Raw genomic sequence first — 26,423 nt, forward strand, 5'->3', positions numbered from 1 at the left:
TCTCAGCTTGCGTGGCCAAATCTCACGCCGGTTGGCCATTCAATGGCCAACCGGCCACGAACCTGAGACTGCCTGGTGTCCCGTCGCACTGAGCCTGTCGGATTCTCACTGCTTCTCGTTCGTGCTGTCGGATTCTCATTGCGTCGCGCGCTGAGCGGCGGCGTTTGCCCCGTACGTGAGGGCCTGTCCACCGGACTGAGCTACGCCCCCGGCTCCTTCGCGAACACCGACGAGATCGTCGCGCTGACCACCGAGGCCGCCGCCCACGACCTGCTCTGCGCCACCCACATGCGCGACGAGGGCGACCACCTCATCGACGCGGTTCCACAGCTCTCGCCAGCACGTCCGCCTTGGCCAGCGAACGGCCGTCGGCGACACCCTGCGACCAGGACTGCGCGCCCGAGGAAGTCGCGATGGTCTGGGCGCCGGCCTCGGTGACTAGACGCGCGCTGCCCGCGTCCCAGGCGTTGGGCAGGACGAGGAAGCCGTCGTGCAGCCTCCGGAACTGCTCGGCGCTCTTGCTGGGTACGAATGTCGGGCGTCGTGAGGGCTCTCCTTCCGGGCCGAGTCTCGGCCTCGCAGCAGGTAGACGCCTCCCGGCCCGCGAACGTGAGGTGCCGGCCCGAGAGATTCACTGCGTCGGGTTCGGTCGGTGGCCCAGGACTGCACTGCGTGGTGACCGCCTCGCGGCGGCGCGGGTCTGCACGCGGGAGCCGACGATGGAACGACCGGAGGGGCCGCTGTGCGCAGCGGCCCCCTCCGGCTCGTTCAGTGGATGTTGCCGCGCATGCTCACGCGGTCGGGATGATGCCCAACTGCTGAAGGACCGTCACGCCGTCGTCGAGACCGACCTCTTCGACGATGAGGCCGTTCTGCACCTTGAGCACCGTGGTGCCGGTAAAGCGGAGCGTCTTGCCGGACGCCGCGGGCGCGGAGCCGATGGGAAGGTCGTCGAAGACGACCGGCCCGGTGTGCGTGCCGCCGCCCTCCCACTGCCCGACGACGTAGTCGCCCTCCGCGATGAGGTCCGCGGTGCCCCAGAAGTTGAGGTCCGGGAACGCCGCGCGGAAGTTGGTCGCGAATGCGCGCACCTCATCGCGGCCGCGCATGGGCTTGTGCAGCGAGTACTCGAACCGGATGTCCGGAGCGGCGAGCTCGTCGATGATCTCCGGGTTGAAGGACTTGCCCCAGAACTCCGTGAACCACCGGCCGACGACGGCCTTGTTCTCTTCGATCGACATGGCTATTCCTTTCTGTCGTTGTCACCGATTCGCCAGCGGCGCGGTGACACGTCGAAGACGGTGACCGGACCCGGTATGTGAGATCAGCGATGAAGATTTGCGAAATCGGGCCTGGGGGCTGAGAGGGAGGGCGGACTCGCGCAACGAGGGCTGTCCCTTGAGAGCGGTGATGGATTGGCGTTGACGATAATCGGATCAGGGCGAGGGCCATGGGCGTGATCACCGCGCCGCAGATGTCGAGGGGTGTCCTGAGGGCAATTCGGGCCTCGGTCGAGCCGGCGGTCAGCGCCGGCAGAGCGGCGGCCCGCGACGACGGCGATGCCGAGGATCAGCATCCGGTTGCGTCCCCTGTGGTCCGCGACGGCGGCGACGGAGACGGCCGGGACGAGGGACGAGGCGTCCACGATCCGCATCTGCTGCGCGGCAGCCAGGCGCGGGTCCGCGGCCATGTCTCAGCACGAGCCTGCTCCACACCACAATGGACAGGACGACTCTGAACATCCCGCAGCAGCAGCACCGCGCGCGCCGCTCAGAGTCGGCTGCGCGACGATGTGGGGACACAACCCGACGAAGCGACGAGCAGGGTCATGGCTACCCGGTTACCGGCTTCCGGTCTCGGGTGGCTTTGTTCACGAGAACCGACAGCACCTGTACACGAGAGGGGGAGGCGTCGGCGGCACGTCGTGTTCGATGTCCATGAGAAACGGTTCTGGCTCAACTTCCGTGAAGCGGTCGCTCTCCGTCACGCGAGCAGGACGCGTTTACGGAGGAGCCGGAAGCCGGCTCGGCCGAACATCTGCCGTTTGAGCATCTTGATGCGGTTGACGTGTCCTTCGACGACGCCGGAGTTCCAGTGCAGGGTGAGGCCCGCGGTGACGGCGTCGAGATCGCGTTCGAGGCCGTTGATGAACGTGTGCATGCTGGGCAAGTCGTCGGTGCGGACCGCCGCTATCCACTCGCGGAGCTGGTGGCCCTGGAGCTGGGTGAGCATCTGAGCGAAGGCGCGGACATGGCTGGTCAGAGCGTCCAGTTCAGGGCAGTGCGCCAGGACGGACTTGAGTTTGAGTCGGTCCGTCTCCGGAAGGGCGTCGGGGTGGGTGAGGATCCACCGGGTGACCGTCCGGGGCGTGGGCGGGTGGGTCGCCGTTCGCGAGGGGCTGCGGAAGGGCCGGAGGTAGGCACGCACGGTTCCGTATCCGCCGGCGTATCCGTGAGCCTTGATCTCCTCCCAGAGCGTCCACGCGTTCGTGCAGCCTTCCGCCCACCGCTCATGCAGGTAGGGCTTGAAGTCATCGAGCCTCGTCGGCCGGTTCTGCCACTGCCCTTGGAAGAGGTCTTCCGGGGCGGCAGCGTCAGCGAGGCGTTTGACCGTCCGGTGTGTCATGTGGAGTCGGCGGCCGATGGCCCGTCTGCTGAGACCTTCGGCCAGCAGCGCCTGGACGATCGCGTGTTTCTCGCGTGTGCGGTCGGCGAACCGGTGGCCTGTCGGCCAGGGCGATTTGTTCTGCCCGTCAGGTTGCCGAGGGTTCTTGGCCGCGTCGCGTCGAGGCAGGGTGAACGGTGCCCGTAGACAGGATCGATGACGCGACACACATCGTTCGGCGGCTTCGCCGAGGTTGTGCCAGAGGTGGAAGCGGTCCGCGACCTGGAGAGCCGTCGGGGCCCCGGCCCGCGCTCCCTCGGCGAAGAAGGGGGCGCGGTCCCGGCAGACCACCTCGATGCCGGGACGTTCGCTGAGCCAGGCCGCCAGCGTTGCCGACTCGCGGTCCGGCAGCAGATCCACAGGGCGCCTGGTCTCGACGTCGACCAGCACCGTCCCGTAGACCCTGCCCTTGCGCATCGCGTACTCGTCGACGCCGACCACCCGCGGGGCCGGAGGCTGAGGCTCGGGCAGGGCGTCGACCAGCCGCAGCACGGTGCTGCGGCTGACGGATACCCCGACGACCCGGGCCATCCGTGCGCCGGCCCGGCCGGCGAGCGCGAGGCCGACCGCGGCCAGCGTCGAGCGCAGGCGCTCGCTCCACCGGCTGTGCCGCCGGGTCAGCCCCGGCACCTGCTCGACGAACGTCCGCCGTCCGCACGAAGCGTTCGGGCAGAAGAACCGGCGGACAAGCAAGCTCAGCACCACCCGCCGCCCCGCCGTGGGCACGTCGGCCGGAAACCGCAGGTAGGAGCTGTGCACCCGCCCCGACCAGGTTCCGCAGTCCGGACACGTCGAGCCGGCCGTCGTCCGGCGGGCCTCGATCCGTATCGCCTCGTTGTTCACGTCCACCGACAGCACCGCAACGTCCGCGATCGACGAGAACAGCAGCTCCTCCAACCGGAGCACCGTCTCTTCCACGGCGCCGAACTGTCGACCACACCAAGATCACCACTGATCATTTTCGGGCAACTTCCCGAAGGTCAGCTCCAGCCTCGGTCGTCACTCAGCGTCGGGCTTCACGGAAGTTGAGCCAGAACCGGTTCTCGTGAACAAAGCCGGCCAGCGAGCTGGGCCGCCTGAGAGATCTGCTCGGCGAGGTTCGGGAAGTAGTACGTGGCAGCGGTCGCGCGCCGTGTCGCCGGCCGGTAGTCGTCAACGTCGAAGTCGGTCAGGTCGTATTCCTTGCCCTGTCGGCCGGTCATCCGCTGTTCCTCCTGCACACCCGTCGAAAGCAGCGGTGCCTGCGACCGTCGGGCGCGGGACGGCCGCAGGCACCACCGGGCTGACTGCGGTCAGCCACACCGGGCGCATTGCCTGGCAGATGGAAGACGCCTACGCGCGACAGAACGTGAGATCGAGGCGCGAAATCAGGCCCCCGCCGTCCTCGGCACGGGAGTTCGGTAGGCAGCCTCTGCCCAGAGTTGGAGGAGTGCGTAGGAGCGCCACGGCGCCCACCGCTCTGCGATGGTGCGGGCCTGCTCCGCCGTTGCGGACCCAAGTGCCCTGCGGGCGACCAGATCGCCGGGGGCGAAGGTGTCGGGGTGCTGCAACGCGCGCACGGTGAGGTAGTCAGCCGTCCACGGGCCGATCCCGGGCAGCGCCAGCAGGGCGCGGCGGGCCTCCTCGACAGGGAGTCCGGTGAGGCCGAATCCGTCCGCCCACGTCTGGGCGACGGCCCGCAGAGTGCGGGTTCGGGCGCCGGTCAGGCCGATGGCTGCCTGGAGTTCCGCGTCGGGAACCGCCGCGAGGTCCTGTGGTCGCGGCAGCGTCCGCAGCCCGGCTGCCGGTGTTCCGTAGGCGGCGACGAGTCTGCCCAGGAAGGTGCGGGCGGCGGCGAGGGAGACCTGCTGGCCGACGACCGTCGCGATCACCGCTTCGAATTCGTCGGGATACCCGATGAGCCGGATACCGGGCCGCTGTTCGACCAGCGGCTTCATCAACGGGTCGACGGAGAGGGCGTCCGCGATGTGTCCGGTGTCGGCGTCGAGGTCGAGCCAGCGGCGCACCGGGTCCGCCATGCCTTCAGGGTCGGGCGTCCGCTCAGGGATGCGGGCGACGACACCGTCCTCCGCGAAAGTCACTGTCACCCGCACCGGACCTCCCGTATGAGGCATCAGCCGGGTGCAGGTGCCGGCCACGACGTCGACCTCCTCGACGCCCGGGATCGCGTGGGCGGCCAGCATCCGCAAGGCGGTCACCGAGTCGGTGGGGCCGTTCGGGACGAGGTGGAGGAGGGTCACGTGGTCCAGATTCCTGAGCTGCCGCGCCGGTGCGAGTCCAGCAGGTGGGTGTCGATGATGCCGATCGCCTCCATGAGCGCGTACATGGTGGTCGGGCCGACGAAGGCGAACCCGCGCCGCCGCAGCTCCTTCGACAGTGCGAGCGATTCGGCGGACTTCGTGGGGATCTCCGCGAACGTCCGGGGGCGTGGGGTGGTTTCCGGCTGGAAGGACCACACCAGTTCGGCCAGGCCCATCTCCTCACGGAGCCTGAGGGTGGCACGGGCGTTGGTGACGGCGGCCTGGATCTTCCGCCGGTTGCGCACGATCCCGGCATCCGCCATCAACCGCTCGACGTCGGCATCGGTGTAGGCGGCGATGACGTCCGGATCGAAGTCGTCGAACGCCTCACGGAACGCAGGTCGTTTACGCAGGATCGTCGCCCAGGACAGGCCCGCCTGAAAGCCTTCGAGGCTGACGCGTTCGTAGACACCGCGCTCGTCGGTGACGGGCATGCCCCATTCCGTGTCGTAGTAGTCGCGCAGCAGCGGATCGACGGCCGCCCATGCCGGGCGGGCGAGTCCGTCCTCGCCGACGACGACACCCGGGTCGTGGTCAGCGGTGGCGGTGGTGGCTTGCTGTGTCATGCGATCACCCGTCGAACCCTGTCATACGCATCGTGATGTTGATCCTGCCGCCGCTGATCCCGCATCCCTCGGGGGCGGTGTCCTCGTGCACCTTGGTGACCCCGTGATAGGCCAGACGGGCGGGACCTCCGAAGACGAAAAGATCGCCCGAGGCCAACAGCAGCTCCGTGTACGGCTTGTTGCGGTTTTCGGTGTTGCCGAAGCGGAACGCGCAGGTGTCGCCGATGGACAGCGAGACGACCGGGGCGCGGGACTTCTCGTCCTTGTCCTGGTGCATTCCCAGGCGGGCGTTCGCGTCGTAGTAGTTCACCAGCGCCGTGTCGGGCGTGTAGGCGCCGACGGTTGCCGCGTCGTGCCCGGTGGCCCGGAGGGCGTAGCGGCCCAGGCGGATCATCCAGTCGGGGAACGGCAGGACCCGGGCGCCGTTCACATCGGTGGCCGCCCTCGTGTACTGGTACGGCTGCCAGTGCCAGCCCAGGCACACCGTGCGCACGGACATCTGGTGCCCGCGGACCTTCGCGGCGCGCAGCGGAACCGGGCCCTGCACCCACTCACGGAACCGGTCGACGATCCACTCCTGCTGTTCCAGGGCAAGCCAGTCAGGGATGTGGTGGGCTCCCGGGACGATCTCTCGCGCCGTGCGGTCCGGGAGCTGCGGAGTGAACAGCGCGGTCATGACCTCTCCTGCGTACGGGCGGGGTACTGGAAGGTGTCGTCGTCGACGAGCCAGGTGGTGCCGTGGGCAGTCGCGCCGACCAGGCCGTTCAGATTGATGAGGCCGACGAGGGCGAGGGTGCGCGGGTCACCGACCGCCGCGGTCGCCAGAGTGCGCTCGGGCCGCCAGGACGTCGACCACAGCAACCGTCGGGTCATCTGCGCCCACCCGGTCGCCGGTCCGGCCATCACCCACACGTCCGGTTCGACGGCGGCGAACCGGGACGCGTGGCGCAGCCACGAGGCCCCCGTCTCGGGCCAGGTGATCGTGGCCAGCGTGGTGCCTCCCGCACGCTCCCAGGCCGCCTCGATGAGGCGCGCGCTCTCCAGAGCGTGCGGAGTGCGGCCCGAGCCGATCGCAATAGTCTGCGCGCGGCGCCGGCGCACAAGACGGACGAGAGCCTCGGCCTCGGCGTCCGTAGCGGTCAGGTCAGCGTCGTGGCTCGCCGGCCTCTTCAGCAAGGGGCTGGTCAGGGCTTCCACGGTTCTTCTCTCTAGCGGTCTTCCACCGCTGGTAGCGGTCTTTGCAGCAGGCACCGCAGGGGCGGAACCCGGCGGCGACTGCGGTGGCCTCGTCGGTGAAGAAGGCGCGGTGTTTCACATAGCCGCCGCGGGCAATGGCGCGCCGGGCGGCGGGGCAGTCGAGCCGTCCGTAGATCCTGGAGCCGCGGTGCCCGCCCCATCCCCCCTTGACCGGCGACCGGTAGAACCGGCCGTCGGCCCCGAGGAGGGTGTACGACTTCCCGCCGTCGTTCATGTCGCTCCTATCGCTCATGCGGCGTCGTGGAAGACGAGGGCGAGCGTGGTGCGTTCGCCGGAGCGGACGGCGGACACGCCGTGGCGGACCGGCGCCGCCGACCAGCCGCGTGCGGATCTGACCGGGCGGTCGCGGGTGGTGAACAGGTAGCCGTGGCCGTGCGGCAGCAGCGTGGCCGTGCCGCGTGACTGGGCGCGCGGGCGCTGTTCCAGCAGCAGGAACTCCCCGCCCGTGTGGTCCACTCCGGGCTCGTTGAGGTTGATCACCACCTGCAGCGGGAACACGAGGTCGCCGTACAGGTCGCGGTGGAGCGCGTTCCAGTCCTTCTCGCCGTAGTGGAGAAGGATCGCCGTAGATTTCGTCTGCCCGGCCGCGTGGCACATCTCGAGCCACTCGTCGAGGGAGTCGGGCCACGGCGCGGGCCGGCCGAGCCTGCCCCACCAGTCGCGGGCGATGGGCAACAGCCTCGGATACAGCGCCTGCTTGAGGCGTTCGACCGGTTCCGGGTACGGCGTGTCGAGATAGCGGTACTGGCCCTCGCCGAAGCGGTGGCGGCCCATGTCGATCGTGCTGCGGAACAGACCGTCCTGCTCATACAGCTCCCTGATCTCCACGCACTCCTCAGGCGTCAGCAGTTGCGGCAGCAGCGCGCCGCCGTACTCGTCGACCTCCTCGGTGATCGCCGCCCAGTCGCCGGACTCGACGCGGCGGCGCCACGGGTCCGCCTTCTTCCTGGTCACTGTTGTCTTGCTCATGCCGCGACCTCCAGTTCCAGCAGCGTGGTCTTGGCCGCAAGGCCGCCGATGTAGCCGCCGAGGGTGCCGTCGGTGCGCAGCACTCGGTGGCACGGCACGACGATCGGCAGCGGGTTGGTCGCGCACGCGGTGCCCACCGCCCGTACGGCCCTGGGGTTGCCGACGAGTTCGGCCATCTCCCGGTAACTGCGGGTCCGGCCGTACTCGATCTCAGGCAGATGGGTTTGCACCACGCGCCGGAAACCGTGTGACAGGGACAGATCGAGCGGCAGATCGAAGACCTGGCGCCGCCGCCTGAAGTACTCGTCGATCTCGCGGGCCGCCGCGTCCAGCCGCTTCGGCGCGCGCAGGACGCGGAGGCTGAGTTTCCGGCCGAGAGTCTCCAGGACCCGGTCGTGGTCCTCGGTGTCGAACGCCACGCGCACCAGGCCCTTCGGGGTGGCGGCGAGCAGCAGCTTGCCGACGGGCGAGTCGATGGTCGTGTAAGCGACATCGATCAGGTCGGCTTGGTCGGCGGCCTGCTCCAGACGGCGGTGGAGGCGACTGAGGGTGTCGGCGTCCACGGATGTCGACAGCAGGGCGGTGACGTCGTCGTTGTTGTTGTGCATGTCGCTCACGGCGATGCTCCTTTCGTGTTCGCGCCCGGATACTGTTTCCTGAGATTCTTCAGTCCGTCCGCGGCGGCTCTGCGAGCCGCTTCGACGGTGCCGCCGAGGATCTCCGCGATCTCGGCGTACGCCAGCCCCGCCACATACCGATAGGCGATGGCCTGGCGCTGTTTGCTGGGGAGTTCCTTCACCGTCTCCCAGACGTCGATGGCTTCGGCGTCCGGGATCCCCTGACCGGCCGGTGTTTCCGGTACCTCGTCTACCGGCAGCGGGTTGCGCTTCGCGGCACGCAGCACGTCGATCGCCTTGCGATGCGCGATCGTCACGAGCCACGCCTCCACGTTCGCCGTCTCCGGCAGATCCGGATAGGCCCGCATGGCGGCCAGGAAGGTCTCCGACCACGCGTCGTCAGCGTCGTGCGGGCCGAGGACGACCCGGCAGACGCGCAGCACGGTGGCGCCGTGCTGCGCGACCACACTCTCGAACGGTTGTTTCATGTTCATCCCATTGAAGACGTGCGTGCTCTGCCAAACGTGAGATTCCCTGTCAGAACAACCGTCCGGCGTCGTCCGCGGGCGGTTCCTCCATTTCCAGCAGTGCCTGCTTGCGCTTCAGTCCGCCTGCGTAGCCGGTCAGGGAGCCGTCGGCGGCGACGACACGGTGGCACGGGACGAAGATGCACAGCGGGTTGGCGCCGACGGCCTGTCCTACCCGCTGTGCCAGGGCACGGCCTCCGACCTGCTCGGCGATGCGGCCGTAGGTGGTCGTGTCACCGCACTGGATGCTCTTCACGATGTCCCAGACAGCGTGCTGGAACGCGTCGCCCTCGGCGGCGAGCGGCAGATCGAAGCGCCTGCGCCGCCCCGCCAGATAGTCGCCCAACTGGCGGACCGCCTCCTCCAGCAGGGGGTCCGCCACGTCGCCGACCTCGGGGCCGAACGCTTCCTGCGGGGGCCGGCGGATGTGGTGCCTGAAATACAGACCGGCGATCGCCTCACCCTTGGCAACGATCGTGACCGGACCGAGCTGCGTGTCGATCGCGACATGTCGCGTACCCATCGCGTCCCTCCTCTCTCGACCTGTAGACGGACGCCGCCCTCAGAACGTGAGATCCCCTTCTGATGCGGTCGACCCGCAGGGTCGGAGCACACGGAGCTGACACTCCCGGCCGACTCATGCATGTGCACGGGACCACGCCCCGGTCGCTGCCGAGAACGCGCATCGCGGCCAACACATGGGGGACGCGACGAGAAGCAGTAACTGACCGGTCGTCGATCTTGACTCACCCTGCTGGCGTGCTCGCCGGCACCAGCATCCCGACGCACGATGTGCTGATGGTCACGCAACTCACCGCGGGATGGTCCAGGCGCGGGCCGAGGACGCGTTCCAGCGAGGGGTGGAACTGGGTGAGCAGGCCGCGTATCCGGTTGGAGGTGCGGGTGGCCTCGGCCGCGAGGTCCTGGCCGAAGCCGACCAGCACGGTCAGCTCGGCGGTGATCTCGTCGGTCAGCTTGAGCGAGCGCAGCGTATGCGGCATCGTGCGGGCGGCGTCGGCGATGACCGCGGCGTCTTTCACGTCGGTTTTCGCCTCGCCCGGTAGAGGTCGGCGATCCGGCGCATGGCGAGTCCGGGCAGGTAGGCGACCTGGCAGCAGGCATCACGGGCGACGGTGAGACTCGCCAGACCGACGCGACCGGGAGGCATGGACGGTTGAGCTATAGGGCTCCAAAGGGGATGTCCCCGATCATCGTGTCGAGGTGGGGCTGCGGGTAGATCACGAGGTGCTCGTTCGGGCGGTACTTTGATCCCAGACCTTGGAAGGAACGCTGCTTCGTCCACACGGATGTAGCCGTCGGCAGGTTGTTGGCCGCATGGGGCTTCCCGGGCTGCCCTGGGGCGTAGGAGGGCGGTAGGAGTTGGCGGACAAGGGGCGGGGCGAGCGGCGTCGGCACGGCGAGCTTGTGGCGGACGTGCTGGCGGTGTTGTGGCGGGCTGGTGAGCCGATGACCGCGCAGCAGGTGATTGCTGCGCTCGGTGAGGGGTTGGCCAGGACGACGATGGCCACGATCTTGAGTCGTCTGTACGAGAAGGGCACGCTGCGCCGGACTCGTTCGGGGCGGGGGTTCGCCTATGAGCCGGTTGAGGATGCGCCGGGCCTGGTCGCTGATCGCATGCGCCGTGAGTTGGAGAGCGACCCGCGCCGCGACTTGGTGCTGAAGCGTTTCGTGTCCTCGTTGTCGGAGGACGACGAGGAGACACTGCGGGGGCTGCTGCTTGAGGCCGGGGAAGAGTCCGGGTGACCTCCGTACTGGTGCTGGTTGTGCTGGCTCTCGCGTTTCCGTGGGGTGCCGGTCCGGTTGCACGCCGGTTGGCCGGGGTACTGCCGCCGCGTGAGGCGTGCTGGGCGCTGGCGGGTGCGGCGGTGCTGCTGGCGGGCGGGACGATCGCGGCGCTGGTCGGGCTGTTCCACGTGCCGTTTCTCGCCGTGCTGGAGGAGTTGTCCCTGGCTCGGGTGCTGGAGGTGTGGCCTGTCGCGGTCCCCTTGGCCGTCGCCGCCGGGGTGGTGATGCTCGCACAGTTGATGCTGCTGCTGCGGCGGTGGCTCCAGCAGCGTTCGTTGCTGAAGCGTGCCTGGCACCTTGCCCAGGAGGGGGCTCGGGAGGGGGACTTGTGGGTGGTCCCGGGAGCCGAGGCGGATGCTTTCGCTCTTCCCGGCTACCGGGGGCGCCGTGGTCGGGTGGTGGTGACCTCCGGGATGATGCGGGCGTTGAAGGAGAGCGAGCGCGAGGTGCTGCTGGCCCATGAACGGGCCCACCTCGCCGACCGGCATCATGTGCTGTCGGCGGTGGTCGACCTCGCCGCAGTGGTCCATCCCGCCCTGCAGCGTCTGCGGGAGTCGCTGGCCTTCCACCTGGAGCGGTGGGCCGACGAGGCGGCAGCCTCGGTCGTGGGTGACCGGCGGGTTGCTGCTGCGGCCATCGCACGGGCGGCGCTGGCCGGATCGCGCCGCGGCCAGTCGGGCGCGGGAGCATATCCGCTGCTGTCGGCGGTGAGCGGGCCGGTGCCCCAGCGCGTCGAGGCTTTGCTCCGGCCCGAGCCGGCGGCCCCGCGCGGGGTTGCGCGTGCGGTGGTCGCAGCCTTGGCGGGGACGGTGGCCGTCGCGGCGCTGACTGCCTTCGGGCTGGCCTATGGGCTGCATGAGTACGTGGAGTACGCGGCCGTCGCCGTTCGTGGCCACTGAGTCCGTATCGGTGTTCAGGCGGTGGTGGTCGCGGGCTGGAGCTGTGCCGCGGCGAGTGCGAAGTGATAACGGTGCAGCAGGAGTACGGCCGTGGTGGCGAGGCCGGTGAGGAGGCCGAGCCAGATGCCCAGTGTTTCGAGGTTCAGGGCGTACGCGAAGAACCATGCCGTCGGCAGCCCGCAGGCCCAGTAGCCGATCAGGGTGATGCGGAAGCCGCTCCTGGTGTCGTCGAGGCCGCGCAGGAGTCCGATGCCGATGTTCTGGGTGCAGTCGAAGAACTGCAGGAAGGCGGTGACGATCAGGAGGTGGGTGGCGATGGTGACGGCGTCGTCGGAGCCGGTGTCGAGGAAGGGTGCCAGGACCAGGTTCGGCAGGGCGAGGTAGACGGTGCCGACCGCGGTCATGACGACGGCGGCGCAGGCCAGCGCGGTGTTCTTGATGCGGCGGGCGCCGTCGTGGTTGCCGAGCGCGAGTTCGCGGCTGACGTTGATGGACGCGGCGTGGGACAGGCCGATGGCGACCTGGAGGACGATGTAGACGAGTTGGTTGACGGCGGCGTGGGCGGCGAGGGCGGCGGGGCCGAAGGAGCCGGCCATCAGCGCGGTGACAGAGAAGAATCCGGCTTCGGAGCCGTAGGTGGCGGCGATGGGGATGCCGAGGCGGAGGAGGCGTTTCATCGTGGCGGTGTCCGCGCGGGCGACGCCGAGGGTGAGGAGCGGCGCGAGTTCGTCGTCCCGTTTAGCGGCGAGGTAGAGGGCGGCGAAGGACAGCAGGTACACCGCGGAGGTGGCGATGCCGACGCCCCTGAGGCCGAGGTGGGGCAGGCCGGACGTGCCGTGGATGAGTGCCCAGTTGAGTGCGGCGTTCACGGCGACGGAGGCGAGGGTGATCTGCAGGAGGGCCTGGGGGCGGCGCATGCCGACGGTGAACTGGCGTACGGCCTGGAACCACAGGCAGGGCAGCAGGCCGGGGGCCAGGGCGTAGAGCATCGTCTGGGTGAGGCCGACGACGGATGCGTCCTGGCCGAGCCAGGACAGGGTGTGGCCGATGAGGACCATGAGGGCGGCGCCGGCGACACCGGCGAGGGTGGCGACGGCGAGGCTGGCGCGGACGAGGGCGCGGATCTCGTTGCGGCCGTCCTCATCCGCCGCGGTGTCGCCGCCGGCCTTCTCGGCGCGGGCAGCGGCGGCGGCTATCTGGTTGCCGACGGCGGTGCCCAGGCCGACGCACATGGTGCGTATCTGGTTGAAGATCACGATGGCCAGGCCGCCGGCCGCGAGTTCGGTGGTGCCCAGCATGCCCATCATCACCGTGTCGGTGGTGGTCAGGGCCACCTGTGCGAGCTGGGTAAGGATGAGCGGGATGGCCAGGGCGCCGAGGGCCCGGCTGTCGCGGAGGAGGGTCGAGAGCATGGGCTACCGGGTCCGGCGCAGCTTGGCGAGGTGCTCGCTCACTTCGTGTTCGGTCGCGGGGCTGAGGAGATCGTGTGCGGCCATCCAGTCGTCGTTGTAGACGGTGTCCATGTACTTCTCCCCTCCGTCGTTGACCAGGGCGACCATAACCGTGCCCGGCGGGAGTGCGGGCAGCCGGGTCAGCGACTCGTGGACGACGCCGCCTGCGGATCCCCCGATGAGCAGCCCGGTGCGGGCCACGGCGCGGCAGGTGGCGAAGGCTTCGATGTCGCCGACTTTGACGCCTTCGTCGATGAGGTCGAAGTCGACGAGGGCGCCTATCTCGGCGCCTTCGGGGGTGCCGGTGCCGGACTGGTGGTAGTCGTGGGCGGGGCCGCCGAAGGCGATCGAGCCCTTGGGTTCGACGCCGATGACGGTGAGGCCAGGGATGATCGCGGCCAGTTCGCGGCCGGTGCCGCACAGTCCGCCGCCGGTGCCGACGGCGCCGATGAGGATGTCGATCTGCCCGTCGAGGGCTTCGGCGAGTTCGTACGCGACGGGGAGGTACCCGAGTCCGTTGGCGGGGTTGTGGTGCTGTTCGGTGAAGACGGTGTTGGCCTGGCCGCGCGCCAGGTCTGCGGCGCGCTCTTCGCGGGCGGCGGTGGCGAGTTCGCCGGGGTCCCCGGTGCCGTCGTCGACGTAGACGAGTTCGGTGCCGAGGGCCTTCATGGCGCGCAGCTTGTCGGCGGCGGCGTGGTGGTCGACGACGGCGGTGAAGGTGTAGCCGCGTTCTGCGGCGATCACGGACAGGCCCAGGCCGGTGTTGCCGGAGGTGGATTCGACGATCCTGCCGCCGGCGCGCAGGTCGCCGGCGGCTTCGGCGGCGTCGATCATGGCGCGGGCCATGCGGATCTTCGCGGTGCCGGTGGGGTTGAACATCTCCAGTTTCAGCAGGAGGCGGCTGCCGGTCCCGGTGGTCGCGAGTTCCAGCAGGGGGGTGCTGCCGACCAGGTCGGAGACGCGGGAGACGATCGCGGGGCGCTGGAGGGCTCCGGACATCCATGGGCTCCTGGGGTGGGGGGAAGGTGCGGGTGGTGGTCAGGTGAAGTGGCGGTCGAGGCGCCAGCGCGGCCGGGGCTGGTCGGTGCGGTCGACGACGACTTTGGGAGGCAGCGGCAGGTCGTGGAATCGGGACTCGTTGGAGTCCATCTGGTATCCGGCCGTGTTGGGATAGAGCAGGAGGTCACCCGGCCGCGGCGGGTGCGGGAAGGGGATCTTGCGCCAGGTGAGCATGTCCGATTCCAGACAGGTGGCGGCGCCGACGCTCGCCGGGAACACCCCGGCGGCGGGGGCCGGGTCCTGGGGGATGAGCTGCGGGTCGGGGAGGTATTCGCTGCCGAACCACTGCTCGGACAGGCTGAGGCTGGTGCCGTCGACGGTCACGATCCGGTAGCCGTCGCGTTCCTTGGCCCCCTGGACGCGGAAGACGGTGGCGCCGGCCCTGTCGAGCAGGGCCCGGCCGGGTTCGAGGATCAGGCGGATCCCGGCGTCCGCGAGCAGGTCCGCGAGCGTGCGGGCGGTGTTCTGCGGACGGGCCGCCAGCAGCGCGGCGAGGGCCTCTGCTCCTGCGGTGGGTGAGTGGTAGGGGTAGAAGTCGCCGGTACGGAACGTCTTGCCGGCGTGGTAGTGGGCGGGTCGCTGGGTGTGCAGGAAGGTGCGCCAGGCGCCTGCGTCGGCGTAGCTGACGGGCAGGCCGCCGCCCAGGGAGATCCGGTCGGCCGGCAGGCCCTGGGACCGGGCCGCGAGGCACAGGTCGATCAGGTGGGCGGCGAGGTCGGCGCGGGGCTGGAGGGCGTAGCCGGAAAGATGGAAGCTGAAGCCCTCCATCCGTACGGTGTCACCGGCTTCGAGGCACCGCTTGAGGGCGGTGGTCAGTTCGCTGTCGTTCATCCCGAACCGGGAGTGGGGCTCGGCGGGCGGAAGGACGCGTAGCAGCACGCGGGCGGGGCGTACGCGCCCGGTGAGTGCCAGGCAGACCACCTGGTCGAGTTCGTCGAGCGCGTCCACGGCAACGGTGGTGCCGTGCTGGACCGCGAGGCGGAGCAGGGCGGGGTCCTTGGCCGGGCCGGTCACCATGAGGTGTCCGCCGCGTACGCCGTGGCCGAGGGCTTCGCGCAGTTCGGCGGCGGAGGCGACGTCGATGCCCGCCCCGCCGGCGGCGGCGCGTTCGACGAAGACGGCCGCCTTGTTGGCTTTCTTCGCGTAGCAGACGAAACCCTCCACACCGGCCTCGGCCAAGGCGGTCTGCATGGCAGCGAGGTTGGCAGTGAAGGCGTCGGGCAGCAGGAAGTGGAACGGGCCGCCGAGCGCGTAGGCGAGTTCGGCCGCCAGGCCGCTGGCGACGACCTGCCGGGTGGCCGGGTCGGGGCGGGCGGGAAGCGTCGGCCAGGAGGCGGGGGTCGGTTCGCGGGGCACATCGGGTGTCACTTCCACAGCGGAATCTCCGTTCCGAGGCCCTGTTCGAGGGCGAGCCGGGCGAAGTGGTGACCGAGGGCGATATCGGTGACGACGAGGCCGCTGTTGTACGCGAAGATCCGCTCGCCCGGCCCCGCACGTCCCGCGGCGCGGCCGGCAAGGATGCCGGCCAGCTCGGCGTCGACGCGGCGGAGCGTGCCGCCGGCGTCGACCAGGTCGCCGCCGGTGTGTGCCATCTGGTCGGCGCTGGTGGCGATCACCCGGTCGGCGCGGTGCAGGGTGGAGGGTGCCAGCCCGTAGCCGACCAGGACGCAGAGGGCTCCGGGTTTCAGCCAGTCGGCTTCGACGGCCGCCGGGGTGGTGGGGCCGGCGGTGCCGATCAGGACGTCAGCTCCTTCCGCCGCCGCCCGGACGTCCCCGGCGACCTCCACCGTACGGTCGGGGAAGTGCGCGGCGAACTGCTCGCACACGGCCGCGATCCCGTCCGGGTGGGTGCCGTACAGCACCAGCCTCTCCAGGCCGGGCAGGGCCGTCAGCAGCAGGGGCAGCGCCATGCGGGCCGTGGTTCCGGTGCCGATCAGCAGGGCGGTGCGCGCGTTCGGGGGTGCGCAGGCACGGGCGATGAGAGCGGAGACGGCCGGGGTGCGCAGGGCGCCGATACGGCCGCAGTCCATGAGTGCCAGCGGCAGGCCGGCGTCGTCGTCGTACAGGGTGAGGGTGGTGTAGTGCCGCAGGCGGGCGCGGTCGCGGTGCGGGTCGTGCCGGTAGGAGGCACGGACGGCGACGACCTTGCGGGTTCCGTCGCGGCCGAGCATCGCGTACGAGACGGAGCTGTCGTCCGGCGCGCTGACGGACAGCTTGGCGGGGTTGGCGGACGTGCCGTCCGCGAGCGGTCTGATGGCTTGGGCGACGACGTCGAGCACGTCGGTGAGGGTGATGTCGACGGCCTCGATGTCGCTCCGGGTGAGGATGCGCAGGCTCTTGGTTTCGGTGTCCACGTCGCGGTGTTCTCCCGTCCCGCTCACGCGAACGCCGGCCGAGCGGCCTGGCCGTACCCGTGCTCGTCTGCCTCCGCGGCCGGGCGGGTGCGCCGCCCGGGGACGCGCACGGAGGCGCGCTTGAGCCAGCGGTCGGTGCCGTCGTAGCGGGCCCGGAAGGGCACCCGGCCGTGGGCGACGACGTCGTTGTCCACGACCAGGATGTCGCCCGGCTCCAGACTGACCGCGACGGAGACCCGGGCGAGTTCGTCCGCCAGCCGCCGGTACGCCTCGCGCCATGGGCCGTCGGCGTCGTCGAGCGGGGTGTAGGCGGGGTCGTACCGCATGGTCAGACCCTCGGAGGCGGCGAAGAGGGTCGGTACGGGGGCGGGTGGTCCGGCGAACTGCCGGGCCCGGCCGTAGGCGTCGTCGGGGAGGATCGGCACGGCGGGCCGGCTGAGCTGCCTGACGTCGGCCGGGGCGAGGGTGGTGCGGCGGATGCTGGCCGCGGTGGTGGCGATGCGGTCGTGGTTGCGTAGGCAGCACAGCAGAAGCAGGTGCGCGCGGCCGGGGTGGAAGGCGTCCTCGGTGTGCGGGGCGAGCAGCACGGAGCTGGAGGCACCGGTCTGCTCGCTCTCGTGGCCGGGCGCGGGAACGATGTCGTGGACGAACCGGCCGTCCTGCTGGCCTTCCCAGGCGATCGGGGTGCCCAGCAGCGAGGCGACGAGCAGCAGGACGACGTCCCACAGCGCGCCGTTGCCGCCGGTGTTCGACCAGTGGCCGGGGGTGGGTCCGGCCTCGGTCTCGTCGAGGGGGAGTCCGCGCAGGACGACCAGCCCGTCCGGGGTGTCCACGGACCGTAAGGGGTGGCGGACTTCGTCCCCGAGGCGGGCGCAGGCCCCGGGGAGGGCGGCGAGGAGTGCGGGCGAGGCGGCGGAGCCGTGAGCGGCCGTGAGCCGGGCGGCAGCGGTGGTCAGATCTGCTGCTGCGGTGGCGTCGAGGCGACGTACCGGGGCAGGGCAGGTGGGCACGGTGGCACCTTCCAGAGGGGCGAATCGGGGCACGGGCGTGCGCCGTCGCCGTATCGGCTCGCAAGCGGAGGAAAGAGCGCGAAGCGGGTCGGTGACTGCCCGGCCCGGGGCGCCGCCGGGCACCTGGAACGTAACAACGCTGCTAAGGTGAGGCAACCCTAACCGGCGCGATTGGCTACCTTGCGTGATCCCGCCTTCGAGCCGCCCCGGATACCTCCGACGCCCTCCAACGACGCGGCTGAGCAGGCAAGTCGAGCCGCGGCCGGGGCACAGCAAGGAGCCGGGGAGTGGGGCAGGACACCTTGCGAAGTCTGGCCGACTTCGGTTAGGTAACCCTAAGAAAACCCGGGTGGATCTGAGAAGAGGACGAGACGTGGGCGTCACCAGACGGCAGTTGCTGTGGGCCGGCTCCGGTATCGGAGCGGCCGGGTTTCTCGCGGCCTGCAGCGGCGGAAGTGACGGCTCGCGGAACGCCGGGTCCTCCGGCGCGGACGGGAAGCCGCGCCCGGGCGGCACGCTGCGCGTGGGGGCGCTGGGGCATGCGAGTGCGATCACCCGTGACCCGCACGGCACCCAGACCAACGAGAGCGACTACCTCGTCATCGCCCTCGTCTTCGACACCCTCACCGTCCCCGGCGCCAAGACCAACACCGCCCCGCGGCTGTCCGCCTCGTGGGAGTCGTCCGCGGATCTCAAGACCTGGAAGTTCACGATCGCCGAAGGTGCGGCGTTCCACGACGGCAGCCCGGTGACCGCCGAGGACGTCGTGTGGTCGCTGAAGCGGCTGCGCAACACCCCTTCCGGCGCGGCCCGCCTGCCCGGAATCCAGGCGAAGAACATCAGCGCCGAGGGCACGGACACGGTCGTGGTCGTCTCCGACTACGCCAACGCCGACTTCCCGCTCATGACCCGCTTCGCGTCCTTCGTGATGAAGAAGGACACCAAGGACTCGGCGATCGAGAAGGCACCCGGCACCGGCCCGTTCAAGCTGGACTGGTACCGCAACGGCAACGCCCGCCTCGTCCGCAACGACGACTGGTACGGCCCGGCCGTGCACCTCGACGCCATCGAGGTCACCATGTTCGAAACACCGCAGGCGATGGCGAACGCCCTCATCGGCGGACAGATCGACCTCGCCTCCAACGCCGGTGCGGTGGCCGCCCGTACCGCGGAAGCCCGCCAGGACATCCAGGTGCTGCGCCGCCCGGACGACATGGCGATGCCGATCGTGATGCGCACAGGCGAGGGCAGCCCCTTCGAGGACGAGCGGGTGCGTGAGGCGATGCGCCTGGTCGTGGACCGCGAGGCGATGGTCAAGCAGGTCCTGTCCGGCTACGGCACGGTCGCCAACGACATCATGGGCACCGGTGACCCCGACTACGCCAAGGACATCCCGCAGCGCAAGCGCGACCTGGCCAGGGCCAAGCAACTGCTGAGGGACGCGGGCTTCGACTTCTCCCGGACGTACGAACTGGTCACCACCGAAGACATCGCCGGGCTCGCCGACTCCGCGACCCTCTTCGCCAACCAGGCCGGCGAGGCCGGCATCAAGGTCGAGGTGGTCAAGCAGGAGTCCGGCGCGTTCTGGGAGAAGACCTGGAAGTCCGGCGACTTCTACACCACCTACTGGGGCACCAACGACTCCGTCGTCTTCTACGCCTCCAAGACCATGGTCAGCGAGGCGGGCCAGAACGAAGCCGGGTGGCAGGACGCCGGGTTCGACGCCGCCTACCGCGAAGCCATCAGCACCGACGAACCGAAGCAGCGCGCGGCGGCACTGACGGAACTCCAGCAGATCGAGCACGACCGCTCGGGCTACCTGCTGTGGGGCATGGCCGACGGCATCGACCTCGCCGCCGCGAAGGTGCAGAACCTGCCCAAGCTGGCCGGCTACGGCCGGGTCCAACTCGAAGGTGTGTGGCTGAGTTGAGCCAGCCGGTCAAGACCGGCCCGGTGGCCGCTCCCGACGCGGGGGCGGCCACCGCCCCACGTCGGGCCGGAACCACCGCCGGTGGTCTGGCCGTACACATCGCCGGAACGGTCGGGCGCCGGGTCCTGATGCTCGTCGTCCTGCTGGCGCTGGTGTTCGCGGCGGTCGAACTGCTGCCGGGTGATGCGGCCACCGCCTCGGCCGAGCGCGGGGAGAGCGCGGCCGACCTCGCCGAGCGGCGCCACCTGCTGGGCCTGGACCGGCCGTTGTGGGAACGGTTCGCCGACTGGATGACGGCGCTGCCCACCGGAGACCTCGGCACCTCCGCCCGCGGTCAGAAGGTCACCGAGCTGCTCGCCGACCCCCTGCCCAACACCCTCACCCTCGCCGTGTCCGCACTCGTGATCACCGTGGCGCTCTCTCTGCTGCTCGGCTGCTGGGCCGCCGCCCGCCCGCGCCGCCTGACCGATCGCATCATCACCCACACCTCGACCGCGGCCTTCGCGGTGCCGGAGTTCGTGATCTCCGCGGCACTGCTGCTCGTGCTGTCCCTGTGGACGGGCTGGCTGCCCGCCGTCACGGTGACGGGCGGCGACGGCCGGCCCACGACCTGGACCATGCTGATCATGCCGGTCCTCGCCCTGGTCATCCCGCAGACCGGCTGGAACACCCGCGTCGTGCGCGGCGCCCTGGCCGACCAGGCCACCACACCACACGTGGAGGCCGCGCACCTGGACGGCCTGCCGCCACACCGGGTCCTGCTGCGCCATCAGCTCCCCGGCGCCGTCCCGGCCATCGCCACCGGCATCGCCACCTCCACCGGTCTGCTGTTCGGCGGGGCGGTCGTCGTCGAGACCCTGTTCAACTACCCCGGTATCGGCGCCGTCCTCGCCGGCGCGGTCGCCGCCCGCGACACCCCGCTCATCGCCGGGGTCGTCATCTGCGCCGGAGCCGTCATCAGCCTCGTCCTGCTCGCCGCCGACCTCATCCGCGACGCCACCCTGGGAGCCCGCGCATGACCGCCACCGCGCCCGAGGCGTCCCGGCGGCCTCCCCGCCGGGTCCGCGTGCCCCGCCGGGCGAGGGCCGTCGCGCTCGTGGCCATGGCGGTCGTGCCGCTGCTGCTGGCGCTGGCCGGGCCGCTGATCGCACCCCACACCATCGACACCCCGGTCACTGCTCCCTTCGCCCCGGCCGGCGACGGCGCTTCGCTCGGCGGTGACCAGCTCGGCCGTGACGTCCTCAGCCGCGTACTGCACGGCGGCACCCTCCTCGTCGCCGGCGCCCTCACCGTCGCCGTCGTCATCACCCTGGCCGCCGCGCTGATCGGCTGCGTCGCCGTGATCCGGCCCACGCTCGGCCGCCTCGTCGAGCGCAGTGCGGACATCGCGATCCTCCTGCCGCCCCTGCTGGGCATCATGCTCATCGGCCTCGCCTGGCCCGGCGGCGGGCGCTGGGCCGTGATCGTCGCCGCCATCGTCCTGGGCACGCCATACGCGATCCGGGTGGTCGCCGCGGCAGCGTCCCCCCTCGCCACAGCCGGTTACGTCGAAGCAGCCCTGGCCCGCGGCGAGTCCACCGTCTACGTCGCCCTGCGCGAGATCCTGCCCAACCTCCGCGCCACCGTCCTCACCCTCTTCGGACTCCGGTTCGTCGAAGCCGTCTACGTCATCTCCATGGCCGGATTCCTCCAGATCGGACCCCAGCCTCCGGCCTCCGACTGGTCGCTGATGGTCCGCGAGAACGCCTCCGGCATCCTCCTGAACCCCTGGGCCGTCATCGCCCCCAGCCTGGCCATCGCCCTGCTGGCCATCACCGTCAACCTGGTCACCGTCTCCCTGACCCCCGACACCACGGCGAAAGCGGTGACCCGCCCGTGAGCGACCTGGCCCCCGCCCGTCCCGCAGTCCTCGCCGCCGAAGGCACACCGCGGCCCCCGCTCGTCACCGTCACCGGCCTGGCTGTACGCCTGCCGGCAGGGCCCGTGCTGCTGCCTGAAACCAGCGCGGAGATCCACGCGGGACAGGTCACGGCCCTCATGGGCGCCTCCGGCTCCGGCAAGACGACCCTGCTGCGCGCACTCATCGGCCATCTGCCCCCCGGCGCCGTCGTCGACGGCGGCGTCGACGTCCTCGGCCGCACCCCGCACCGTCTGCCGACCGGCGAACTGCGCGCCCTGCGCCGCACCGAGGTCGCCTACGTCGGCCAGGACCCCGGCTCCGCCCTCAACCCCCGCATGACCGCCCGCCGCCTCGTCGCCGAACTCGCCACCGATCCGTCGGCCTACAACGTCCTCGGCATGCTGGCCGAGTGCCGGCTGCCTGTCGACACCGGGATCGCCGACCGCAGGCCCACCGCCCTCTCCGGCGGCCAGCAGCGACGCGTGGCGCTTGCCCGCGCCCTCGCCCGTACACCCAGGATCCTGCTCCTCGACGAGCCGACCGCCGGACTGGACGCGGCCGTACGCGACGACATCGCCCACCTTCTCCGCGACCTCGCCACCAGCCGGGATCTCGCCGTCGTCGTCGCCACCCACGACCCGCACCTGGCGAAGACCTGCGCCGACCACACCATCCGCCTCACCACCAGGCCCTCCCCCACCCCGGCCCCACGCGCAGCCACCGACCGGCCCGCCGCCTCGGCCACGTACGACACCTCGGACGGCGACGGCATCGCCGCCGAAGCGATCGACGCGTACTTCGGCAACGGCCGCCGCCGGCATCCCGTCCTCACCGGCGTCGCGTTCACCGCCGCCCCCGGCTCGGCCACCGCCGTCACCGGCCCTTCCGGGTCGGGCAAAACCACCCTCCTGCGCATCCTCGCCGGACTCCACCCCACCCACACCGGACGCCTGACCCTCGACGGCCACGCCCTGGCCGCACGCGCCCAGAGCCGCACGCGGGAACAGCGACGCCGTATCCAACTCGTCCCCCAGGACCCCCTCGCCACGCTCAACCCCCGGCACACGGTCGGCCAACAACTGGCCCGCCCCCTGCGCATGCGCCCGGACCTGCCCAAGACCGCCCGGCCCGCCCGCGTCGCCGAACTCCTCGCCCAGGTCGACCTCCCCGCCGACCACGCCGACCGCTACCCGGGCGAACTGTCCGGCGGACAACGCCAGCGCGTCTCCATCGCCCGCGCCCTGGCCTGCAAACCCGGCATCCTGCTCTGCGACGAAGTCACCTCCGCCCTCGATGCCGACACCGCCGCGGGGATCATGGACCTCCTCACCCACCTGCGCGCCCTACACCGGATGACCCTGGTCGTGGTCTCCCACGAACACACCCTGATCACCCGCTACACCGACACGGTCCACGTCCTCGAAGCAGGCCGGATCACCCACAGCGGCCCCACGACCGCACTGCTCGGTAGGGCCGGCACAGGGGAAGCGGCGAGCTGAACACCCAGCCCACATCGGCAGCAAGAGCATCGGAGTGTCGGTGGTGTGGGAGGTGTTGTTCCACCCCACGGCCGACGAGGACGGCCGCATCGTCCACCACGTGCGTCTGCCCAGGACCATCGTCGGCATCGCGGTGGGCGCAGCACTGGGAGTGTCGGGCGGGCTGATCCAGGCACTCACCCGCCACCGGTGGCCGACCCGGGGATCCTCGGCGTCACCGCCGGCGCCGCGTTCTTCGTCGCCCTCGGTGTCGGCCCGTTCGGCATCGGTTCCCTCACCGGCTACGTGTGGCTGGCGTTCGCCGGCGCCATCCTGATCACCGGCGCGATCTACCTGATCGGGTCCGCCGGACGCGGTCCGGTAGACCCGATCAGGCTGGTCCTCGCCGGCGTCGCGCTTGGTGCCGTCCTCAGCGGCATCACCACCGACATGACCCTGCTCTCCCCGCGCGCCTTCGAAGAGATGCGCCACTGGAACGCCGACTCTCTCGTCGGCCGGGACCTCGGCGTGGTGTGACCCCTCCTGCCCTTCCCCGGCACCGGCCTCCTACGGCTACGGCGCCCCGACAACCACGAGATTGCCCCGCTCTCCTGGTCATCGAAGCCGACGGCGTCCGGGGCGCGGTAGGCGCGGACGACGTCGTCGCCGAAGAGCGTCGAAGCGCTGCTTTCGCCAGGGCCGCCCCCTCCGGTCGTCTACAGTGACGTAGACCGACTACATGAACGTAGACACTAGTGGTGGGGCGCTCATGCCATGTCCATCTGCCGTCTCGGGGTGATCGCCCCATGAACAACTCCAGCCCACCCCCAGCACCCCCCGCCCTGGGGACTCGCAGCGGGTGGCTGTGCGCCTTGGCCGCTGCTGCGTTCGCGGCTCTGGCGTCAGTCGTGCTTGTCGGCGGAAACGGCCCGCTGCCGCCCGATACTGCTGTCCACGACCTCGCGCTGAACAGCCGATCGTCCTCCGCCGTTGCCGATGTCCGCTCGGTCACGGCGACCGGCATCGGCATCGTCCCCTACCTCCTGGCCGTGGCGGCCGGACTGATCGCCGCGCCCGCCCTGATCACTGGTCGCGCCCAGCGCCCGGTGACCAGACTCGCCCTTCCTGCCCTCACGTTCCCGGCATGGCTGGCGTTGGGAGAGAAGGTGCGCTACGCCCTCATGACACAGATCGCCCGACCGCGCCCGCCTGCGGACGACTGGCTCACCCACGGTTCACGCTGGTCCTTCCCCTCCGGGCACGCCGCGATCTCGGCGATGGCCGCCGGCCTGCTCGTTCTCGCACTCCTCTCCCGACGCCCGCCAGCAGCACGCCTGTGGATAGCCCTGGTCGTGGCATGGGCCATGCTGGTCGGGATCAGTCGCGTGTGGCTCGGAGTGCACTGGATCAGCGACGTAATCGGCGGCTGGCTCCTCGCCCTGGCCTGGACCCTCCTCGCCGCGGTAGTCGCCGCTCACATCCGATCTTGGTGGTCGCCCCAAGAGAGCAGTCGGCCAGACGACATCGCCTCCCCCTGCACGGATGAACCAGCCACCGCCCCCTGACCGCTCAAGACGATCCATGATCACCAACTACCTGACGCCCGGACGGAACTGGTTGCCCGAGCGGTGGGCGGTTGAGCCTGGCGCAGAAGAAGCGCCGTAGCCGGGCCGCACTGCACAGGTGGGGACCGCCGCGCTGCTCCCGACTCCCGCACCTGCCCACAGACTGGCGTGCTCGCGTAGGCATGTAGCAAGCGAGCAACGGAACCCGTCCGCACCCAAGCACTGCGCGCAGTTCTACGCGGACAAGCAGTCCGACGGCGGCTGGATGCTGGAGCTCGACAACAACTACCCGTATCCGACATGGAACGAGATCTGCGGCCGCGCCGCAGTCCCAGCCAAGCAGAACACGGATGCCGGTGGCGACCTTGGGCGGTTCACATCCGAGATCCGCCCGCTCGACAATGACGCGTATTTCGCCCAGACCGGGTTCGAGTACTGCGACATCAAGTCGGTCTGCAACATCAGCTGACAGCGGGACCAAAAGCGAAGCCAGTGATCACAGCGGAGCGCTGACCTGCGACGATGCGCCGATATTGCCGGTGACCAGCCGAAACTACCTTCAGTAGTCGAGGCTGGTCACCGGCAATTCCGACCCGCATGTGCCCTGGATGTGCCCTCGCTGGGGCAGAGCCAGGCGAACTGCTTCGTTTTGGCCTCAGCGGGTGGGGGGGGTGGCGGCATTGACGCGACTTTGCGAGCGGCGGCGAGCAGCACGGGGCCCAGCACGGGCGTGATCACAGGCACCTCCGGGTGAGGCGGTGGAGCTTTCGGATCACCGGTTCGCGCCATCAAGGACCACCCGGATCGACCTCCAAGGACAGGCTTCGCCACGAGTGGACGGCCCTTGCTCCGGTGGTCCGGCGGGCGTCAGGGGCGCTTGACCCTGACCAGCTCCATCTTCTCGCCGCCCCCGCCCGTCACCTCGGTGGACACCAGGCCCACACCTTTGGCGTAGAACCGGTGCGCCACCACGTTCGGCTCCAGGGAGTTGGTCTCCTTGATCTCCAAGGCGTTGTTGCGGTAGGAGGCGAAGGGCACGGTGACGGAGGCGTTCCGGCTCAGCACCTCGGCGCGGATCTCGACGACCTTCGGGGCCGACTCCGCGACGTAGCGCTTCCCCTTCTTCGGGTCGGCCAGCATGGCAATGCCGGGCTCGGCGCCCTTCTTCCCCGCCTGCCAGGAGCCCTCCGTGCTGACGACCTTGCCGTTCTTGATCGTCTTGGAGTCCTCGCCGAAGGTCCAGACGGTGCCGTCGCGGTCCTGGGCGAGCCAGTCGTGGGAGTCCTCGACCAGCGAGCCGCCGATATAGGTGCGGTCGCGCACGACGGTCGTGGTGACGCCGAGGATCTTCTTCGTCTGGTGCGTGACCTCTACGACGTCCCGGCCGTTGCCATCGCCGCTGGAGAGGTCGTAGGTGAACTTCGTGCCCGGCGCGAACGCCAGGAAGGGGTTGTCGACGCGGCCGGTGAAGTCGCCGGGTCTGACGCTCGGGCTCGCGGTGGGCGAGGCGGTGGCGCTCTGATCGGCCACCTTCGCCACCTCGCCGCCGTCACCGTCCTGGCCGGCGCACGCCGATGCGGCCAACGCTGTGAGCAGGGCGAGAGTGGACAGTGACCGCCACGTGGATGTGCGCACCTTGTCTCCAGGATCCTTAGGGCTTGCTGGGGAATGTGGTTGACGCGCCCATCCTCGGACGGCGAGGGACGGTGGCGGCCCGGCGGTGCGTCGGTGTCGTGCACAAGCCACGCAACACCACACGTTTGGCGGCCAGAGGAGGGAGCTCCCCTCGGCCCGACGACTTACCCGCCTCGCCCGACCCGCTGTTTCCGCGGGGAGCGGGAGTGCCTCGGGTGCCCCGCGCGTACCGGTTCGTACCAGCAGCATCGACGGGCGGCCGGGCATGACATAAGGCGGCATAGCGTGCTGGCCGGTTGGTCAGAGAGCACACGGGTGAAGATCATCGCATTGCTGCCCGGGTGCTTTCATGGCAACTGCGCGCCCGGATCAGATGGGAGCCGTGTCCATCCCACCGCCGGCTCATTCCCGCTTCCGAGACCTCCCTGGCGCGTGG

The 26,423-nt window shown here is 70.3% G+C and carries 28 protein-coding genes and 2 pseudogenes; 10 read left to right on the forward strand and 20 right to left on the reverse strand.

Annotated elements, in window-relative coordinates; all coding sequences use genetic code 11:
• Positions 1-310: 310 nt before the first annotated feature.
• From CXR04_RS36610 to CXR04_RS01725, 14 genes and pseudogenes are all read right to left on the reverse strand, one after another.
• Positions 311-631, reverse strand: a complete 321-nt coding sequence (locus CXR04_RS36610; RefSeq protein ID WP_324843321.1) for an isocitrate lyase/phosphoenolpyruvate mutase family protein — start codon at positions 629-631, stop codon at positions 311-313.
• Between the two features lie 160 nt (positions 632-791).
• Positions 792-1,241 (reverse strand): ester cyclase, encoded by a 450-nt coding sequence (locus CXR04_RS01665; protein ID WP_101420124.1) that lies wholly within the window; start codon positions 1,239-1,241, stop codon positions 792-794.
• Between the two features lie 742 nt (positions 1,242-1,983).
• The gene (locus CXR04_RS01670; RefSeq protein WP_234379988.1) at positions 1,984-3,582 is read right to left on the reverse strand and encodes an ISL3 family transposase; all 1,599 of its coding nucleotides are present in this window, start codon (positions 3,580-3,582) and stop codon (positions 1,984-1,986) included.
• A 98-nt stretch (positions 3,583-3,680) separates the two neighbouring features.
• Positions 3,681-3,866 carry a hypothetical protein gene (locus CXR04_RS01675; RefSeq protein ID WP_101420125.1) on the reverse strand — a complete coding sequence of 62 codons (186 nt, stop codon included), beginning with the start codon at positions 3,864-3,866 and terminating at the stop codon, positions 3,681-3,683.
• A gap of 165 nt (positions 3,867-4,031) precedes the next feature.
• The gene (locus CXR04_RS01680) at positions 4,032-4,904 is read right to left on the reverse strand and encodes a DNA-3-methyladenine glycosylase family protein (RefSeq protein WP_199850369.1); all 873 of its coding nucleotides are present in this window, start codon (positions 4,902-4,904) and stop codon (positions 4,032-4,034) included.
• Complete coding sequence (locus tag CXR04_RS01685) at positions 4,901-5,530, reverse strand: DNA-3-methyladenine glycosylase I (RefSeq protein ID WP_101420126.1); 630 nt, start codon at positions 5,528-5,530, stop codon at positions 4,901-4,903. The genes CXR04_RS01680 and CXR04_RS01685 overlap by 4 nt, the downstream gene beginning before the upstream one ends.
• A gap of 4 nt (positions 5,531-5,534) precedes the next feature.
• Positions 5,535-6,206 carry an alpha-ketoglutarate-dependent dioxygenase AlkB family protein gene (locus tag CXR04_RS01690; RefSeq protein WP_101420127.1) on the reverse strand — a complete coding sequence of 224 codons (672 nt, stop codon included), beginning with the start codon at positions 6,204-6,206 and terminating at the stop codon, positions 5,535-5,537.
• Positions 6,203-6,727, reverse strand: a complete 525-nt coding sequence (locus tag CXR04_RS01695; RefSeq protein ID WP_199850370.1) for a hypothetical protein — start codon at positions 6,725-6,727, stop codon at positions 6,203-6,205. The genes CXR04_RS01690 and CXR04_RS01695 overlap by 4 nt, the downstream gene beginning before the upstream one ends.
• Entirely contained in the window at positions 6,675-7,001 is a 327-nt protein-coding gene (locus CXR04_RS01700) for an Ada metal-binding domain-containing protein (RefSeq protein ID WP_101426139.1), read from the reverse strand. Before CXR04_RS01700 ends, CXR04_RS01695 begins: the two co-directional genes overlap by 53 nt.
• A gap of 14 nt (positions 7,002-7,015) precedes the next feature.
• Complete coding sequence (locus CXR04_RS01705; protein ID WP_101420128.1) at positions 7,016-7,756, reverse strand: 2OG-Fe(II) oxygenase; 741 nt, start codon at positions 7,754-7,756, stop codon at positions 7,016-7,018.
• Positions 7,753-8,364 carry a methylated-DNA--[protein]-cysteine S-methyltransferase gene (locus CXR04_RS01710; protein ID WP_101426140.1) on the reverse strand — a complete coding sequence of 204 codons (612 nt, stop codon included), beginning with the start codon at positions 8,362-8,364 and terminating at the stop codon, positions 7,753-7,755. Before CXR04_RS01710 ends, CXR04_RS01705 begins: the two co-directional genes overlap by 4 nt.
• Positions 8,365-8,369: 5 nt before the next feature.
• The gene (locus tag CXR04_RS01715; RefSeq protein WP_234379989.1) at positions 8,370-8,867 is read right to left on the reverse strand and encodes an RNA polymerase sigma factor; all 498 of its coding nucleotides are present in this window, start codon (positions 8,865-8,867) and stop codon (positions 8,370-8,372) included.
• A 43-nt stretch (positions 8,868-8,910) separates the two neighbouring features.
• Positions 8,911-9,423 (reverse strand): methylated-DNA--[protein]-cysteine S-methyltransferase, encoded by a 513-nt coding sequence (locus CXR04_RS01720; protein WP_101420130.1) that lies wholly within the window; start codon positions 9,421-9,423, stop codon positions 8,911-8,913.
• A 286-nt stretch (positions 9,424-9,709) separates the two neighbouring features.
• Positions 9,710-10,044 (reverse strand): annotated as a pseudogene (locus CXR04_RS01725) (IS110 family transposase); the annotation flags it as partial.
• Between the two features lie 236 nt (positions 10,045-10,280).
• Between CXR04_RS01725 and CXR04_RS01730 the strand changes: the two are divergent.
• Both CXR04_RS01730 and CXR04_RS01735 read left to right on the forward strand, forming a co-directional pair.
• Positions 10,281-10,664: a BlaI/MecI/CopY family transcriptional regulator gene (locus CXR04_RS01730; protein ID WP_101420131.1), complete on the forward strand. Its 384-nt coding sequence runs from the start codon at positions 10,281-10,283 to the stop codon at positions 10,662-10,664.
• Positions 10,661-11,605, forward strand: a complete 945-nt coding sequence (locus CXR04_RS01735) for a M56 family metallopeptidase (RefSeq protein WP_101420132.1) — start codon at positions 10,661-10,663, stop codon at positions 11,603-11,605. The genes CXR04_RS01730 and CXR04_RS01735 overlap by 4 nt, the downstream gene beginning before the upstream one ends.
• Before the next feature lie 14 nt (positions 11,606-11,619).
• On the opposite strand, the gene CXR04_RS01740 is transcribed toward CXR04_RS01735, so the two are convergent.
• From CXR04_RS01740 to CXR04_RS01760, 5 genes are read right to left on the reverse strand one after another with little or no spacing between them, the layout of a single operon-like run.
• Positions 11,620-13,017 carry an MATE family efflux transporter gene (locus CXR04_RS01740; RefSeq protein ID WP_101420133.1) on the reverse strand — a complete coding sequence of 466 codons (1,398 nt, stop codon included), beginning with the start codon at positions 13,015-13,017 and terminating at the stop codon, positions 11,620-11,622.
• A gap of 3 nt (positions 13,018-13,020) precedes the next feature.
• Positions 13,021-14,055, reverse strand: a complete 1,035-nt coding sequence (locus CXR04_RS01745) for a cysteine synthase family protein (protein ID WP_101420134.1) — start codon at positions 14,053-14,055, stop codon at positions 13,021-13,023.
• A gap of 39 nt (positions 14,056-14,094) precedes the next feature.
• Positions 14,095-15,489 carry a Y4yA family PLP-dependent enzyme gene (locus CXR04_RS01750; RefSeq protein WP_234379990.1) on the reverse strand — a complete coding sequence of 465 codons (1,395 nt, stop codon included), beginning with the start codon at positions 15,487-15,489 and terminating at the stop codon, positions 14,095-14,097.
• Positions 15,480-16,469, reverse strand: a complete 990-nt coding sequence (locus CXR04_RS01755; RefSeq protein WP_234379991.1) for an ornithine cyclodeaminase family protein — start codon at positions 16,467-16,469, stop codon at positions 15,480-15,482. The genes CXR04_RS01750 and CXR04_RS01755 overlap by 10 nt, the downstream gene beginning before the upstream one ends.
• 23 nt (positions 16,470-16,492) lie before the next feature.
• On the reverse strand, positions 16,493-17,479 hold the full coding sequence (locus CXR04_RS01760; protein WP_101420136.1) for a TauD/TfdA family dioxygenase: 987 nt from the start codon (positions 17,477-17,479) through the stop codon (positions 16,493-16,495).
• Positions 17,480-17,852: 373 nt separating this feature from the next.
• Here CXR04_RS01760 and CXR04_RS01765 point away from each other — a divergent pair, with 373 nt between their 5' ends.
• The 8 genes and pseudogenes from CXR04_RS01765 (at position 17,853) to CXR04_RS01795 (ending at position 24,821) form a co-directional block, all read left to right on the forward strand.
• On the forward strand, positions 17,853-19,409 hold the full coding sequence (locus CXR04_RS01765) for an ABC transporter substrate-binding protein (protein WP_101420137.1): 1,557 nt from the start codon (positions 17,853-17,855) through the stop codon (positions 19,407-19,409).
• Positions 19,406-20,428: an ABC transporter permease gene (locus tag CXR04_RS01770; RefSeq protein ID WP_442802346.1), complete on the forward strand. Its 1,023-nt coding sequence runs from the start codon at positions 19,406-19,408 to the stop codon at positions 20,426-20,428. Before CXR04_RS01765 ends, CXR04_RS01770 begins: the two co-directional genes overlap by 4 nt.
• Complete coding sequence (locus CXR04_RS01775; protein ID WP_101420138.1) at positions 20,425-21,288, forward strand: ABC transporter permease; 864 nt, start codon at positions 20,425-20,427, stop codon at positions 21,286-21,288. Before CXR04_RS01770 ends, CXR04_RS01775 begins: the two co-directional genes overlap by 4 nt.
• Complete coding sequence (locus CXR04_RS01780) at positions 21,285-22,808, forward strand: ABC transporter ATP-binding protein (protein ID WP_234379992.1); 1,524 nt, start codon at positions 21,285-21,287, stop codon at positions 22,806-22,808. The genes CXR04_RS01775 and CXR04_RS01780 overlap by 4 nt, the downstream gene beginning before the upstream one ends.
• A gap of 13 nt (positions 22,809-22,821) precedes the next feature.
• Positions 22,822-22,980: pseudogene (locus tag CXR04_RS36820) on the forward strand (iron chelate uptake ABC transporter family permease subunit); the annotation flags it as partial.
• A gap of 17 nt (positions 22,981-22,997) precedes the next feature.
• Complete coding sequence (locus tag CXR04_RS01785; protein ID WP_199850373.1) at positions 22,998-23,324, forward strand: iron chelate uptake ABC transporter family permease subunit; 327 nt, start codon at positions 22,998-23,000, stop codon at positions 23,322-23,324.
• Positions 23,325-23,659: 335 nt separating this feature from the next.
• Positions 23,660-24,352: a phosphatase PAP2 family protein gene (locus tag CXR04_RS01790; RefSeq protein ID WP_159072244.1), complete on the forward strand. Its 693-nt coding sequence runs from the start codon at positions 23,660-23,662 to the stop codon at positions 24,350-24,352.
• A 265-nt stretch (positions 24,353-24,617) separates the two neighbouring features.
• Positions 24,618-24,821, forward strand: coding sequence for a hypothetical protein (locus tag CXR04_RS01795; protein ID WP_101420141.1), 204 nt, complete (start codon positions 24,618-24,620; stop codon positions 24,819-24,821).
• A gap of 398 nt (positions 24,822-25,219) precedes the next feature.
• Here CXR04_RS01795 and CXR04_RS01800 read toward each other — a convergent pair whose 3' ends face one another.
• The gene (locus CXR04_RS01800) at positions 25,220-25,987 is read right to left on the reverse strand and encodes a hypothetical protein (RefSeq protein WP_159072245.1); all 768 of its coding nucleotides are present in this window, start codon (positions 25,985-25,987) and stop codon (positions 25,220-25,222) included.
• Between the last annotated feature and the right edge of the window lie 436 nt (positions 25,988-26,423).

Origin of the sequence: Streptomyces sp. CMB-StM0423 (assembly GCF_002847285.1) — a bacterium.
Lineage (GTDB): Bacteria > Actinomycetota > Actinomycetes > Streptomycetales > Streptomycetaceae > Streptomyces.